The organism is Streptomyces sp. NRRL F-5650, from assembly GCF_000721365.1.
GTDB classification, from domain to species: Bacteria; Actinomycetota; Actinomycetes; order Streptomycetales; family Streptomycetaceae; genus Streptomyces; species Streptomyces ardesiacus.
Window position 1 is genome coordinate 1 of record NZ_JOGV01000054.1, and the last position, 14906, is coordinate 14906.

Annotated in this window: 13 protein-coding genes; 6 read left to right on the top strand and 7 right to left on the bottom strand. The window is 72.8% G+C overall.

Translation table 11 applies throughout. The features are described 5' to 3' along the window. A partial coding sequence (locus IG88_RS42015; protein ID WP_267884677.1) for a glycerophosphodiester phosphodiesterase family protein occupies window positions 1-107 on the top strand: 107 nt, incomplete at its 5' end. Here the strand turns inward: IG88_RS42015 and IG88_RS0133085 are convergent. The 6 genes from IG88_RS0133085 to IG88_RS0133110 form a co-directional block, all read right to left on the bottom strand. Further along, window positions 94-1071, bottom strand: coding sequence for a formylglycine-generating enzyme family protein (locus tag IG88_RS0133085; RefSeq protein ID WP_037837251.1), 978 nt, complete (start codon window positions 1069-1071; stop codon window positions 94-96). The two genes, IG88_RS42015 and IG88_RS0133085, sit on opposite strands and share 14 nt — an antisense overlap. A 40-nt stretch (window positions 1072-1111) precedes the next feature. After that, entirely contained in the window at window positions 1112-2590 is a 1479-nt protein-coding gene (locus IG88_RS0133090; RefSeq protein WP_267884678.1) for a sulfatase-like hydrolase/transferase, read from the bottom strand. Between the two features lie 83 nt (window positions 2591-2673). After that, window positions 2674-3714: an aliphatic sulfonate ABC transporter substrate-binding protein gene (locus tag IG88_RS0133095; protein WP_107452378.1), complete on the bottom strand. Its 1041-nt coding sequence runs from the start codon at window positions 3712-3714 to the stop codon at window positions 2674-2676. Then, window positions 3711-4523 (bottom strand): ABC transporter ATP-binding protein, encoded by an 813-nt coding sequence (locus IG88_RS0133100; protein WP_037837253.1) that lies wholly within the window; start codon window positions 4521-4523, stop codon window positions 3711-3713. The genes IG88_RS0133095 and IG88_RS0133100 overlap by 4 nt, the downstream gene beginning before the upstream one ends. After that, window positions 4520-5404 carry an ABC transporter permease gene (locus IG88_RS0133105; RefSeq protein ID WP_031049294.1) on the bottom strand — a complete coding sequence of 295 codons (885 nt, stop codon included), beginning with the start codon at window positions 5402-5404 and terminating at the stop codon, window positions 4520-4522. Before IG88_RS0133105 ends, IG88_RS0133100 begins: the two co-directional genes overlap by 4 nt. Beyond that, on the bottom strand, window positions 5391-6656 hold the full coding sequence (locus IG88_RS0133110) for an ROK family transcriptional regulator (RefSeq protein ID WP_031049296.1): 1266 nt from the start codon (window positions 6654-6656) through the stop codon (window positions 5391-5393). Before IG88_RS0133110 ends, IG88_RS0133105 begins: the two co-directional genes overlap by 14 nt. Window positions 6657-6892: 236 nt before the next feature. Here IG88_RS0133110 and IG88_RS0133115 point away from each other — a divergent pair, with 236 nt between their 5' ends. From IG88_RS0133115 to IG88_RS0133125, 3 genes are all read left to right on the top strand, one after another. After that, window positions 6893-8242: a family 43 glycosylhydrolase gene (locus IG88_RS0133115; protein WP_031049298.1), complete on the top strand. Its 1350-nt coding sequence runs from the start codon at window positions 6893-6895 to the stop codon at window positions 8240-8242. Between the two features lie 142 nt (window positions 8243-8384). Beyond that, the gene (locus IG88_RS0133120; protein ID WP_031049300.1) at window positions 8385-10541 is read left to right on the top strand and encodes a SpoIIE family protein phosphatase; all 2157 of its coding nucleotides are present in this window, start codon (window positions 8385-8387) and stop codon (window positions 10539-10541) included. Beyond that, window positions 10538-11209 (top strand): CBS domain-containing protein, encoded by a 672-nt coding sequence (locus IG88_RS0133125; protein ID WP_031049302.1) that lies wholly within the window; start codon window positions 10538-10540, stop codon window positions 11207-11209. Before IG88_RS0133120 ends, IG88_RS0133125 begins: the two co-directional genes overlap by 4 nt. 8 nt (window positions 11210-11217) lie before the next feature. On the opposite strand, the gene IG88_RS0133130 is transcribed toward IG88_RS0133125, so the two are convergent. Next, a complete protein-coding gene (locus IG88_RS0133130; RefSeq protein ID WP_031049304.1) occupies window positions 11218-12177 on the bottom strand; it encodes a LysR family transcriptional regulator in 960 nt (319 codons plus the stop codon). Window positions 12178-12283: 106 nt separating this feature from the next. Between IG88_RS0133130 and IG88_RS0133135 the strand changes: the two genes are divergently transcribed. Together IG88_RS0133135 and IG88_RS0133140 are read left to right on the top strand one after the other, a co-directional pair. Then, complete coding sequence (locus tag IG88_RS0133135; protein ID WP_031049306.1) at window positions 12284-13597, top strand: aspartate aminotransferase family protein; 1314 nt, start codon at window positions 12284-12286, stop codon at window positions 13595-13597. A 215-nt stretch (window positions 13598-13812) separates the two neighbouring features. Next, entirely contained in the window at window positions 13813-14889 is a 1077-nt protein-coding gene (locus IG88_RS0133140) for a MerR family transcriptional regulator (protein WP_031049308.1), read from the top strand. The last annotated feature ends 17 nt before the right edge of the window (window positions 14890-14906 follow it).

A 14906-nucleotide genomic window follows, 5' to 3' on the forward strand; every position in this document is an offset into this window, starting at 1 on the left:
CCGTCAACGTCTGGACCGTCGACGAACCCGGCGCCATCCGCACCATGGCACAACTCGGCGTCGACGGCATCATCACCGACTACCCCCAAACCCTCACCCGGCGCTGAGTCCGGTGCCGTCCCCGTCGTTGGCACAGCGGAAGCCGAGGTTGCCGGACGAGGAGTCGGGGGTGTTGGAGGAGCGGGCGGCGACCCGGTAGCGGTTGCAGTAGGAGTCGTGGCACAGGTACGAGCCCCCGCGCAGGACCCGCGCCGTGCCGGACGCGGGGCCGTGCGGGTCGGCGGCCGGGGATTCGGCGTAGTACGACGGCGAGAACCAGTCGGCGCACCACTCCCACACGTTCCCGGCGGTGTTCCACAGGCCGTGGCCGTTGGGACGGTAGGACTTGACGGGCGCGGTGGTCAGGTGACCGTCCTCGGCGGTGTTGACGTGGGGGAAGCGGCCCTGCCAGATGTTGCAGCGCCACCGGCCGCCCGGGGTGAGTTCGTCGCCCCAGGCGTAGCGGCGTCCGGCCAGGCCCCCGCGGGCGGCGTACTCCCACTCGGCCTCGGTCGGCAGGCGCTTGCCGGCCCATCGGGCGTAGGCGGCGGCGTCGTTCCAGGAGACGTGGACCACCGGGTGGTTCTGCCGCCCGGTGATGTCGGAGCGGGCGCCCTCGGGGCGGCGCCAGTGGGCGCCCCGGACGTTGATCCACCAAGGGGCGCCGGCCGCGTTGCCGAGGACGTCGGCGTCGGGGGCGGCGACGACCAGGTGGAAGACCGCCGAGGAGCCGAAGCGTTCGGCGTCCGTCACGTGTCCCGTCGCCTTGACGAACGCGGCGAACTGGGCGTTGGTGACGGCGGTCTCGTCGATGTGGAAGGGCCGCAGCCGCACCGTGTGCACGGGTGTCTCCCCGTCGGCCGGATACCCCTCTCCGAAGGCGTCCCCCATCGCGAACTCGCCTCCGGGCAGGCTCGCTTGCCCCCGGGTGGAGCGCGGCCGGGCGGCGGGCGGCGGTGCCGTTGGTGACGTGGTGTCCGTGGCGCCGGGCGCTGTGGCGGGGGCGCAGCACGGGCGGTGGGGGCGGGTCATGGGTCCTCTCGCATCGGGGCGCGGGCGGGTCGGGGCGGTCTCACGGCTTGTAGGTGGACTCGTCGAGCCCGCTCAGGGTCGGGTCGTGCCCCACCTCGCCGACGTCGTACATCGAGGTCATCCAGTGGTAGAAGTTGTCGCCGCGCTCGCGCAGGACGTCGTACAGCCGGCGCATCATGCGGCCGACGACCTCCGCGTGCTCGGGATGGGTGTAGACGTTCTGCAGCTCGTCCGGGTCGGTGTGCAGGTCGTACAGCTCGTTGACCGAGTCGGGGTTGACGACGAGTTTGTACCGGTCCTCGCGCAGCATGCGCTGCGGGTAGGGGAAGTGGTGGCCGTGGAACTCGCAGACGATGTCCTCGTCCCACTCCACCGTCTCGCCCCGTACGAGGGGCAGCAGGCTGCGCGAGTCGACGGCGGGTGCCGGGTCCAGGCCCGCCAGGTCGAGGATGGTGGCGGTGCAGTCGAGGAGGCTGACGAACTCGTCGCGCACCTGACCGCCGGGGGCGCCGGGGACGCGCAGCAGGCCGGGGGTGCGGTAGATGTCCTCGTACATGGCGGGGCCTTTGTCGTGCAGCCGGTGCGAACCGGTGAACTCCCCGTGGTCGCAGGTGAAGAACACCGCCGTGTCGTCGGTCAGGCCGAGCCGCTCCATGGCCGCCGTGACCCGTCCGATCTGCCGGTCGATGAGGGCGACGTAGCCCCAGTACACCGCGATGAGCTTGCGGGTGGTCTCGATGGGCATGGTGTCGAAGGTCCAGTGCGCGCTGTAGTTGCGCTGGACCGGGGGCTTGCCCTCGAAGGTCTCCGACACCGACCGCGGCAGGGGTACGTCGGCCGGGTCGATCAGGTCGAAGTACTCGTCGGGCAGGATGTACGGCAGGTGCGGTCCGAAGAAGTGCAGGGCCAGGAAGAACGGCCGCTGGCGCTCGTGGGCGTCGGCGGCGTACCGCTCCAACTGCTCGATGGCGCGGGTGGCCAGGTAGTGCTCGAAGGTGGCCTCGACCGGCTGGTGCAGCCGGGCGGCGAGCAGGTTGCCGGGGCCGCCGTTGGGCAGCGTGCCGCGAATCCGGTCGCTGATCCGGTACGGGGGCAGTCCGTGCTCGGCCAGGTGGGCGAGGTAGTCCGGGTGGTCGACGGGGTTGTGCCAGCCGGGCAGGTGGGGGCCGTCGAAGCCGTAGTCGGCCGCGGTGCGCAGGGTGCCGGTGTGCCACTTGCCGAACAGGCCGCAGTTGTAACCGTTCTCGCGCAGTGCGCGGGAGAAGGCGAACTGGTCCTCGGCCAGGTCCTCCAGGTAGCCGACGTTGCGTTCGTGGTTGGCGAGGAGCTTGTGGCGGAAGGGGGCCTGGCCGGTCAGGAGGCTCGCGCGGGCCGGGGTGCAGATGGCGGTGGGGGTGTACCAGCGGTCGAAGCGGGTTCCCGTGGCGGCCAGTTCGTCGAGAGCGGGGGTGTGCGCCAGGGGGTTGCCGTAGGCGCCGAGGGTGTCGGTGCGGTGCTGGTCGGTCATCAGGAAGAGGATGTTCTTCCTGGACGCCGCGGACCGGGCGTCGGGACGGCCGCCGGGCTGAGCACCGGGCTCGGCGCCGGGCTGGTTCGCTCGCGTCACTTGCCCGCCCCCGTGAAGAGGTCACCGGTGTAGTAGGTCTTCGGGTCGGCAGGCTTCTTCAGCTTGCCGGCGTCGACGAAGTAGTCGTTCATGCCCTTCAGCCATTTGACGACGGTGCCGTCCTCGGTCAGCCTGTCGAGTTCGTCGACGCCGAGCACCTTGTTGTTCGCGGCGTCCGCCTTCACCTGGTCGACGGGGAGCTTCAGCTTGGCGGCGGTGAGTTCGATCGTCTCGTCGGTGTGCTCGGAGCGGAACGCCATGGCCTCCCGCAGCACGGCGAGGACCTTCTTGGTCTTCTCCGGCTGGTCGGCCACCACCTTGTTGCCGGCGACGAACGCGGTGGGGAAGGAGACGTCCTGCTCGAAGTCGGCGTTCTTGGCGAGTTCGACGAGGCCGGGGACCTGCTTCTTGATCGTCGCCGCGGCCGGGTACCAGAAGCCCGCGCCGTCGACCTGCCGGGAGGAGAAGGCGGAGACGATGGTGGAGGGGTCCATGGGGACGGCCTTCACGTCCTCCTTGGTCATCCCGGCCTTGCGCAGCGCGAGGGTGAGGATCATGTCGCCGGAGGTGCCCTCGGGCACGGCGACGGTCTTGCCCTTGAGCTGCCGCATCGAGGTGATGCCCGGCTGGGCGAGGACGCGGTCGGAGTTGCCGAGGGTGTTGATGGCGACGACCTTGGCCTGGCCGGAGGCGGGGAGCCACATGGCGCCGGGGCCTATGTAGCCGAAGTCGAGGTTGTCCGTGCCCAGGGCCTGGATCTGGAGCGGACCGTTGGTGAAGACCTTGGCTTCGGCCGACAGACCGTGCTTCTTCCACAGTCCCCTGGACTCGGCGACGGCGATCAGGCTGGCGCCGTTGAAGTCGTTGATGTAGCCGAAGCGGACCTTGTCCGAGGAGTCGCCGGAGGACGATCCGCCGCCGCACGCGGCGAGCAGCGCCAGGGCGGCCGCGCCGGCGAGGGCGCTGGTGAGGCTTCTGCGGGTGAGGACGGGTGACATGGCGGCGGGTGACATGGCGGTGGGTCCCTTCCGGGTCATGACGTGGAGGAGTGGGAACCGGAAGGGGCGGCGGTGCGGCCTTCCTGGTGGTAGACGGAGTGCCACACGCGGTTGCGCAGCGCGGCGAACTCGGGGCTGAGCCGGAAGGCCTCGTCGCGCCGGAAGGCGGGGTCGACCTCGACGACGTCGTAGACGCGTCCGGGGCGGGCGGCCATCACGACGACCCGGTTGGCCAGGAACACGGCCTCGTCGACGTCGTGGGTGATGAACAGGACGGTGCGCCGGTCCTGGCTCCAGGTCTTCAGGAGCTGCTCCTGGAGCTTGACCCGGGTGAGCGCGTCGAGGGCGCCGAAGGGTTCGTCCATCAGCAGGATCGAGGGGTCGACGGCGTAGGCGCGGGCGATGGCGCAGCGCTGGCGCATGCCTCCGGAGAGGGTCTTGGGGAGGGCGTCGGCGAAGCGTTCCAGGCCGACCAGTTCGATGAAGTGCTCGGCCCTGGAACGCCGTTCACGCTTGGGCACGCCCGTGGTACGGAGACCGAACTCGACGTTCTGACGTACGGTCAGCCACGGGAAGAGCGCGTACTGCTGGAAGATGACGCCGCGTTCGGGTCCGGGGCCCGAGACGGGGGCGCCGTCCACCAGGGCGCGGCCGGCCGTGGGTGTCTCCAGCCCGGCGAGGATGTTCATCAAAGTGCTCTTGCCGCAGCCCGAGGGGCCGACGACGGTGACGAACTCGTGGTTGGCGATGTCGAGGCTGACGTCGTCGAGGGCGGTGAAGGTCTCCCGGCCCAGCGAGAAGGTCTTGGTGACGTGCTGGACGGATATCTTGGCGGGGGTGCTGGTCATCGGCGTTCCTGCCATCGGGTGAGCCTGCGTTCGGCGAGGAGGAGGACGCGGTCCATGAGCAGACCGAGGATCCCGATCGAGATGAGCCCGACGAAGATGGTCGGGAGGTCGTAGTAGAGCTGGGCGTTCTGCATGCGGTAGCCGAGGCCCTCCTGGGCGGCGATCAGTTCCGCGGCGACCAGCGTGGCCCAGGCGGAGCCGAGACCGACCCGCATGCCGACGAGGATGAAGGGCGTGGAGGCCGGCACCACCACGCGGGCGAAGATCGTGGCGTCGCCCGCACCGAGGACCCGGGCGGCGTCGATCAGGGTGCGGTCGACGTTCACCACGCCCTGGAAGGTGGAGATCACGCAGGCCAGGAACGCGGCGAGGAAGATGACGAAGATCTTCGGTGTCTCGTCGATGCCCATGGCGACGACGGCCAGCGGAATGATCGCCAGCGGCGGGATGGTGCGGAAGAACTGGATCCAGGGTTCGATCAGTCCGCGCAGGATGCCGTACCAGCCCATGAGGAAGCCCACCGGTACGGCCACGGCCGTGCCGAGGGCGAAGCCGGCCAGGACCCGGGTCAGGCTGGCCAGGGCGTCGTCGGCGAGCGTCCCGTCGCCGATCAGGGTCCCGGCCCGGGACACCACCTCGGGCGGTGTCGGCAGCTTGAACCCGGCGGCGGCCAGTGCCCACCACAGGGCGATGCCCAGCGCCACGGAGACGGTGTTGAGCGCGAGGGGCAGCCCGCGCCGTCCCGGACGCCCGTGCCCGGGGGCGGACTTGGCGGTGCCCGCCGGGCTGTCTTCCGTCGCGGCGGCTCCCGTCCCGGTGTCGGGCGAGGCACCGGGCCGCGGTTGCCGCCGGCCGGCGCTCCGCTTGTCAAGGACGGACATGGGCGGCTCCTTCGGGGGCGGGGTCGGAGGCATCGGAACGGCCCTTCACGTCGGCGGTTTCGGGATACCTCGCCAGGAGGGGTGAGCTGTGGAAGACCGCGGCGAGGGCACCGAGGGCGCCGTCGTCGTCGGAGAGGCGGGCCGCGGCGACGACGGGACCGGCCGAGGCGGTCGGGAAGATCTCGGCGGCCAGGGTGGCGGCGACCTGTTCCACGAGGACCGGTGCCAGGCGGGTGATCTCGCCGCCGACGACCACCTTCGCCGGGTTCAGCATCATGGTCGCGGCGCCGACCACCCGCCCCAGCGCCCCCGCGGCCTCCCGCAGGACCCGGTCCACCACGGGGTGGGCCCGGCGCACGGCGGCGGCGAGGTCGTCGAGGTTCTCCAGGCGCAGGCCGAACTCCCAGCAGGCGGCGAGGATTCCGGGTACGGAGGCCACGGTCTCCAGACAGCCCCGCTTGCCGCACCGGCACGGCCGGCCCGCCGGTTCGACGGTCACGTGTCCCAGCTCACCGGCCAGCCCGGAGGAGCCCGTCACCAACTGGCCGCCGACGACGAGGCCGCCGCCGACGCCGTCCGAGAGGCGTACGTACACCAGGTCGGCGACGCTGTCGGCGCCGCTGATCGCCTCGGCCAGGGCGGCCAGGCGGGTGTTGTTGTCGACGATCACCGGTGCGTCGAAACGCTCGGCGAAGGCCACGTCGACGCCTTCGGGTGCCGGACGGAGCACGGTGGTGCCCGCCGTCGCGCGGGGCCAGGCCGCGCCCTCCGGCGCCGGGTAGGGGCCGGGTACGCCGATGCCGATGCCCTGCAGCGCCCCGTAGTGGACGCCCGCCTCGCCGCTGAGCCGGTCGACGAGTCCCAGGGCCAGTTCGGTCCGGGTCTGCCAGGTCGCGGTGTCCTCGTAGCGGACGGAGCCCGAGACCATGATCTCGTGCGAGGCGTCCGCGACGACGACGTGGACCCGCCGGTGCCCGAAGTCGACACCCATGAACTGCGCGGAGGCCGGGTCCAGCGCCAGCCGTTCGGCCGGCCGCCCGCTGCCCTCGCGCCGGGAGGCGTCGGTGTCCACGACCACGATGGCGCCCCGTTGCAGGAGGTTGCCGGTGATCTCGGACAGGGTGGTGCGCGACAGGCCCACGACCCGGGCGATCTCGCCGCGGCTCATGGCGCCGTTCTCCTGCAGGGCACGCATCACGCGCTCCTCGTGGGTCCGCCGGACCAGTGCGTGCACTCCGCTGGGCATCTGCATGCCGGTCAACGTAGGGAGGCTCGATTATTCCGTCAACACTCCGGCAGAAAGATGCAATGAAGCGTTCACAATGCCTGGTGGCACGGTCTGCGGGTGGGCGGCCCGGAGCGGATTATTCGTCCGGCCCGTTGACGTAAATGCGCGGCCGTTCGCATGCTGTGCGCCATGCCCCCGTCGTGCGGCCGGCGTGCCGCCCCTCGGTTCCCGGACGGGGACCACGAAGGAGAACGCGACTGATGACCGATGCCGAGTACGGCCTCCACCGACGATCCCTGCTGGCCGGCGCCGCCGGCGTGGGGGCGGCGTTCGCCCTGCCCGCGAGCGCCGCGCAGGCGGCTCCCGCGACGGCTCCCCCGGCGGCCGGTGCGTCCCGCCGCCACCCGGAGAACTGGCCCGACCCCGAGACCTACGGCGTCGCGGACACCCGGGCGGACCTGTGGCCGCGGGAGGACAACTCGTTCGTCCTCCCGCTGGAACTGCGCCCCCGTGACGAGGAGCGCGGCACGGTGTGGATGCGCGACACCTACGTCAACTGCTTCGTCGTCGACGGCCGCCCGCTGTACGTCGCCACCGGCACCACGCGGGTGCCCGGACTCGACATAGCCGCCCCCTGGAACGACGGCATCTTCGTGTGGCTGGCCCCCTCCCTCAAGGGCCCGTGGCGGCTGGCCGACACCACCGGCATCCGGCCCGGGGCGGAGCGGGGCAAGGTGTGGTCGCCCGAGTTCGTGGGCGAGAACCGGCCCGGCCGCACGGTCGTCGCGCCCTGGCAGGAGTACTGGCACGACGAGCGGTTCGGCAAGCGCGGCCAGGCCTGGGCGCCGGAGCTGCACCACTTCCGCGGCACCTGGTACATCGTGGCGTGCATGGGCGACCACTCCCGCAAGGTCGGCTCGTTCATGCTGGTGAGCGAGGGCGGTGTCGAGGGCCCGTACCGGCTGGTCGAGGGGAACCTGGACAAGCCCTTCGGCGACTCGTTCGTCGGGGGACCCTCGTTCATCGAGCCCGGCGCCTACCACCACATCGACGGCGGCCTGTTCACCGAGGGCGACGACGCGTGGCTCGTGCTGCACAACGACCTGTACGCGAAGTTCCGGGACGACATGGAGGACATCGTCACCACCACGGACCTGCCGAGGTTCCGCCAGACCCCGTACTCCCCCGAGCCGTACCTGGAGGGCGCGTACGTGTTCAAGTACCGCGGCAAGTACCACCTCGTGCACTCCGTCTGGGACCGGACCTCCGTCAACGCCGACGGCACCGTCCGCCAGGCGTACGACGTGGCCGCCACCGGCCGGGTGCAGTACCAGTACGACGCGGTCGTCGCCGTGGCCGACCGGTTCGAGGGGCCGTACGCCAAGCGCTACACCGCGGGGGTCGGGGCCGGGCACAACAACTTCTTCGTCGACCACCGCGGCGACCCGTGGTCGACGTACTTCCTCAACCCCGCCGCCGGCTACTGGTCCCACGCCTCCCGCGTCGCCGAGGCCGCCGTGCCCGGTGTCGTACGGCTGGAGTGGACCGGACCGTCGGACGGCCGGCTGTACGTGAAGCGCAGGTCCGGGGGGCACGGCAAGCGGGACTGAGCGGCGCCCGCGCCGGTCCCGTCCCGCCCGCCGGGGCTTCGCGTGCCGTGGCGGCGGGACGGGCGTAGTGTCCAGATATGGGTGAGGTTCGGGGTGGCCGGCGTCGGACGGCCCTGCCGGCGTGGAGACGGGCGGCCGGCTGATGGACTCCGCGATGGCCGCGGTCGTACGGGCGAGCGGTGCGTACGGCGGGATCGTGTACGCACTGCCGCCGGGCGAGGACGCCATGTGGCAGGTACTGGTCATGGGCGTCCCGCAGGAGATGGCCGCTCCCTGGCGGCGGGTCGGGCTGAAGGATCCGATGCCCGTCGCGGACGCGGTCCGCGAACGGCGCCTGGTGTGGGCCGGCGGGCGGGAGGAGATGGCGCGCCAGTACCCGCGGGTGGCGCTCGTCCTGCCCTACGAGTTCGGGCTGGCGGCCGCGCCGCTGGCCTCGGGCCCGGTCGTCCGGGGCGGGCTGATCCTGCTGTGGGCGGGCGACCACCCGGCCCGGCTGGCCCGCGGCGAACAGGAGGCCGTCCGGGCCGGCTGCGAGCGCCTGTACGACAGCCTGGAGCGGGCCCTGGAGCACGGCGAGTCGCCGGCGCCCGACCGCCCCCGGACCCTGCCGCCGCCGGCCCCCCGCCCGGACTCGCACGCCGACGCGGCCGTGCTGTCCGCGTTCGCCGACCGCCTGCCCGGCGGCTCCTGCGCGCTGGGACTGGACGGACGCCTGACCTTCGTCACCCCGAAGGCGGCCGAACTGCTCGGTGTCGACCGGTCGCTGCTGGTGGGCGCGCTGCCGTGGGAGGCGCTGCCCTGGATGGACGTGCCGCACGTGGAGGACCGCTACCGGGCCGCGCTGGTCAGCCGCAGACCGCAGGCGTTCACGGTGCTGCGCCCGCCGGACACGTGGCTGACCTTCGAGCTGTACCCGGACGCCACCGGGCTGAGCGTCCGCATCCTCCCCGGCAGCCAGGACACCGACATGCTCCCGGCCCGGTCGGTGGCGGCCTCGGGGCCCAGCCGGGCCACGGTGCTGTACCACCTGATGCACCTGGCCTCCACCCTGACCGAGGCCGTCAGCGTGCCGGACGTGGTCGAGCAGACCGCCGACCAGTTGATGCCCGCGCTGGGCGCGCAGGGCATGGTGGTGATGGTCCCCGAGGACGGGCGCCTGAAGATCGTCGGGCAGCGCGGATACCGGCCGGAGCTCCTCGATCACTTCGACGGCATGCCCCTGTCCTCGGCCGTTCCCGGCGCCGACGTGATGGCCACGGGGGTCCCCGGGTTCTGGCCGACGTACGGGGAACTCCGGGCGGCCTACCCCGCCATGCCGCACGAGGACGGGATGGCCGCCTGGGCCGTGCTGCCGCTGATCGCCTCCGGCCGTCCCGTCGGGTCCCTCCTCCTCGCCTACCGGCGGCCCCATGTCTTCCCGCCCGGGGAACGGGCCGCCCTGACGTCGCTGGCCGGTCTGGTGGGGCAGGCCCTGGACCGCGCCCGGCTCTACGACGCCAAGCACCACCTCGCCCACCGGCTGCAGTCCGCGCTGCTGCCCCACACGCTCCCGCGCGTGCCCGGTCTGGACGTCGCCGCCTGCTACCTGCCGGCCGCCCGGGGACTGGGCATCGGCGGCGACTTCTACGACGTGATCCGGCTGGACGAGCACACGGCCGCCGTCGCGATCGGGGACGTGCAGGGCCACAACGTCGACGCGGCGGCCCTCATGGGGCAGGTCCGCACCGCCGTGCACGCGCACGCGACCGTGGGCGCGCCCCCCGGCGACGTCCTGGCCCGCACCAACCGCCTCCTCACCGACCTGGACCCGGGCCTGTTCACCAGTTGCGCCTACGTCCACCTCGACCTCGCCAGCCATCGCGCCTGCGTGGCCCTGGCCGGGCACCCCCCTCCCCTGCTCCGCCACGTCGACGGGCGCGTGGAGCCGTTGCTGGTGCCGCCCGGCCTGCTGCTCGGCATCGAGCCGGACACGGTGTACCCGTCGCTGGAGTTCCCGCTGCCGCCCGGCAGTGTGCTCGCCCTCTACACCGACGGGCTGGTCGAAGCGCCCGGAGTCGACCTGGACGACGCGACCGCGGCTCTCGCCGGGCTCCTGGAGCACGGCGACCCGGACGACCTCGACGCCATGGCCGACACCCTCGTCCGGCACGCGCCCAGCCCGGGCGACGACATCGCCCTGCTCCTGGTCGGTCCCCGCGCGGCGGCGGGGCACTCCCGGGGCCGATCGATCGTTTTCAGGGACAAGAAGGACGACCGCCGGTCCACACGGACCGGCAGCGGAGGGGAAGACGCTCGATGAAACACCAGAGGGTGCGCGATCTGATGAGCGACGCCGTGGTGCGCGTGCAGCGTGGCACACCGTTCAAGGAGATCGCCCACCTGCTGCTGGAGTACGACATCACGGCCGTGCCGGTCGTCGACGGGGAGAACCGTCCCGTGGGAGTGGTGTCGGAGGCGGACCTGCTGCAGAAGATGTGGGGCGGGGAGCCCGACGGCTCCCCCGAGCACACCGAGTGGTCCCGGGCCTCGGCCGGCAAGGCGGACGCCACGGACGCGGCCGGGCTCATGACCTCGCCCGCCGTGTGCGCCCGCGAGAGCTGGAGCGTCGTGGACGCCGCCCGGGTCATGGCGCGGCACCGCATCAAGCGGCTGCTGGTCGTCGACGAGGAGGGGCGGCTGGCCGGGGTCGTCAGCAGGAGCGACCTGCTGCGGGTCTTCCTGCGTACGGACCGCGCCATCCGCACCGAGATCATCGAGGAGGCCCTGGTGAAGGCACTGGGCCTGGCGCCCTCGTCGGTGCAGGTGGACGTGGCGCACGGCCATGTCGTCCTCAGCGGGCGGCTCCCGGACCACGTGTCCGCCCCGCTCCTGGAGGAGCACTGCCGGAGCGTGGACGGGGTCGTGGCCGTGGAGTTCAGACCGGCGGGCGAGTCCGGCGCCGAGGGCTCCGCGGCCGTCGGTTCCTGACCCCCGGATCAGCCCCGGGCCCGGCCCGGACCGCCGTCGTCCCCCTGGGCTCGGGAGGGCTCCGGGGCGGCCAGGGCCTCGATCTCCGGGTGGTCGCGCAGTGCGCCGACGACCGCGTTCACCGCGGCGCGCCGCGGGGAGCCGCGCCTGACCACCACGGCGACGTTGCGGTGCACCGGCGGGCTCAGTTTCCGGGTGACGACGGCGTGGTCGGCGGTGACGGCGAGGGCGGGCAGCAGGGCCACCGACCCGGTCGTCTCGACGTGCCGCAGCAGCATGAGGTAGTTGCTGAACCGGCAGGCCACCCGGGGTTCGAACCCGGCTTCGCGGCACAGCCGTACGGTCAGGTCCGCCATGTACGACCGGGGCCGGTCGCAGGCCCAGGTCTCCCCCTTGCACGCCGCGAGGTCCACCGCGCCGCGGGAGGACAGCGGGTGACCGTGCGGCAGCACCAGCAGGACGGGGTCGCTGCCCAGCGAGACGACCTCCAGGTCGTCGCCCCGGGTCAGTCCCGTGTAGTCGGTGGTGGTGACGATGACGTCCGCGTCGCCCGAGCGCAGGGCGGGGCCGCTCTCGTGCGGCTCCATCTCGGCCAGTTCCAGGCGCAGGTGCGGGTGGGTGGTGGCCAGGCGGTCGGCCGCGGGGACGGCGAGGCTGTAGATCGCGCTCTGGAACACGCCGAGCCGGACGGTGCCGATGGGTTCGTCGTTCAGCGCGCGCAGTTCGGCCTCGACGTCGGCCATCCGGTCGAGGATCTCGCGGCCCCGGCGGGCCAGCAGGAGCCCGGCCGGGGTCAGCCGCACCCGCCGCCCCGTCCGCTCGATCAGCCGGCACCGGGTCTCGGTCTCGAGCACCGCCAGTTGCTGGGAGACCGTCGAGGCACTCAGGTGCAGTGTGTCGGCGACCGCGCGGACGGTGCCGAGTGTGTCGAGCTGGCTGAGCAGGTGGAGCCGTCCGGAGTTGAGCACGCGGCGATGGTACGACGGTTCCCGCCCGACTGTACGGTTTTGCCGCACAGAGGCGTCGGACATGTGCGATGGACACGTGCAGCGCCTGCTCCCTACCGTCGGTGCCATGCCTTCCGAGACTTCGAGCGCCGATCCGGGGCGCCACCTGATCCGCTACTCCGGCCACGCGCCCTTCTCGCCGGAGGTCGTCGTCCGCGCGGCGGGCACCTCGGTGTTCACCGAGAGCGGCCGTGAGCTGCTGGACTTCACGTCCGGCCAGATGAGCGCCATCCTGGGCCACTCCCATCCGGCGATCGTCTCGACGGTGCGCGAGCAGGTCGCCCACCTCGACCACCTGCACAGCGGCATGCTCAGCCGACCGGTGGTCGAGCTGGCCCGGCGGCTGGCGGGCACCGTGCCCGAGCCGCTGGAGAAGGTGCTGCTGCTGACCACCGGGGCGGAGGCGAACGAGGCGGCGGTCCGGATGGCGAAGCTGGTCACCGGCCGCCACGAGATCGTCTCCTTCGCCCGGTCCTGGCACGGCATGACGCAGGCCGCCGCGAACGCCACGTACAGCGCGGGGCGCAAGGGCTACGGCCCGGCCGCACCGGGCAACTTCGCGCTGCCGGTGCCGGACCGCCACCGTCCCTCGGTCGTCGGCCCGGACGGCGAGCTGGACTGGCGCCGCCAGTTGGACCTCGGCTTCGAGATGATCGACGCGCAGTCGGTCGGCAGCCTGGCCGCGTGCCTGGTCGAGCCGATCCTGTCGTCGGGCGGCGTGGTCGAGCTGCCTCCCGGCTATCTCGCCGCCCTGGCGGACAAGTGCCGCGAGCGGGGGATGCTGCTGATCCTCGACGAGGCGCAGACGGGGCTGTGCCGCACGGGCGACTGGTACGCCTTCCAGCACGAGGGCGTCGTCCCGGACATCCTCGTGCTGTCCAAGACGCTCGGCGCGGGGCTGCCGCTGGCCGCGGTGCTGACCGGCCCGGAGATCGAACAGCGGGCGCACGAGCGGGGTTTCCTGTTCTTCACCACCCACGTCAACGACCCGTTGCCGGCCGCCGTGGGCAACACCGTCCTGGACGTCCTGGTCCGCGACCGGCTGGACGAGCGCGCCCGGGTGCTGGGCCGGGCGCTGCGGGAGGGCCTGGACAAGCTCGCCGCACGCCACGCCGTCGTCGGCGACGTCCGCGGCCGCGGGCTGCTGCTGGGCATGGAACTGGTCGGGGACGAGGTCCTGGGCGAGGGTGGCGCCGACCGGCTCGGCGCCGCCGTCACCCGGCGCTGCTTCGAGCTGGGGCTGCACATGAACATCGTCCAGCTCCCGGGCATGGGCGGGATCTTCCGCATCGCTCCGCCGCTGACCGCGAGCGACGACGAGATCGCCCGCGGCGTGGCCGTCCTCGACCAGGCGCTCGCCGACGCGGCCGGGGACCTGTAGCGGAAGTTGGCGGGTCGTCGGGCCCCGGCGGCCTCCGGCTCGCGGGCGGGCTCCGGGGGCGCGGCGGTGTCGCCGGGTTCCCGCTGGAGCCCGGCGTCGCCGTGGGCGGCCGGTGCCGTGCGGTGGCGGGACCGACGGTGGTTGACCTTCACCTTGGGGCAGGCCGCAGCATCGGTGTCACCGGGCGGCCCGCCCGGTACGAGGAGGGATCGGGCATGGGACTGCTGACCATCGGGGCGTTCGCGAAGGCGTCCCGGCTGTCGCCGAAGGCGCTGCGCCTCTACGACGAGCTGGGGCTGCTCCCGCCCGCCCACGTCGACCCGGTCACCGGCTACCGCCGTTACGCGCCGGACCAGGTGGAGCGGGCCCGGCTCGTCGCCTGGCTGCGGCGGCTGGGGATGCCGCTGGTCCGCATCCGGCACGTGTGCTCGCTGGACGCGGCGGCCGCGGCCCGGGAGATCCGCGTCTTCTGGGCGCGCGCCGAGGCCGACTTCGCCGCACGGCGGGACCTGGTCGCCTTCCTCGTCGGTCACCTGGAACGGGAGGACCCCGCCATGACAGCCACCGTGAGCCCTCTGGGCATCCGTTACGCCGCCGGCTCCGACGCCGGCCTGGTCCGCGCGGCCAACCAGGACACCGCCTACGCCGGTTCCCGTCTGCTCGCCGTGGCCGACGGGTTCGGCGCGGGCGGCGCACCGGCGAGTGCCGCCGCCGTCGACGCGCTCAAGTACCTGGAGACGGACGGCATTCCGGCGGGGCAGCTCCTCGACGTCCTGGCGGACGCCGTCGAGCAGGCCGAACGGGCGGTGGACGGCGCGGTCCAAACCGGTGCCGCCGCCGGGGACGCCGGGACGACGCTCACCGCGATGCTCTGGACCGGGTCCCGGCTCGCCCTCGTCCACATCGGCGACTGCCGCGCCCATCTCCTGCGCGACGGTGAACTGTTCCGGATCACGCACGACCACACCGTGGTGCAGACGATGGTCGACGAGGGGCGCATCAGCGCCGAGGAGGCAGTGTCCCATCCCCAGCGGTCGATGCTGGTACGGGCTCTGGGCCCGGGCGCCGACGCCACCGCCGACCTGCGCCTGCACGACGCCGTGGCCGGGGACCGCTACCTGCTGTGCTCCGACGGACTGCCCGCGGTCGTGCCGGACGCGGAGATCCGGCGGGTGCTCGCGGGTGCCGGGGAGCCCGAACGGGCCGTGCGTGAACTGATCGCCCTCGCCAACGCGGCCGGCGGACCCGACAACGTCAGTTGCGTCGTCGCCGACGTCGTCGCGGTCGCCTGACCGCGCCGGGGCGGCCG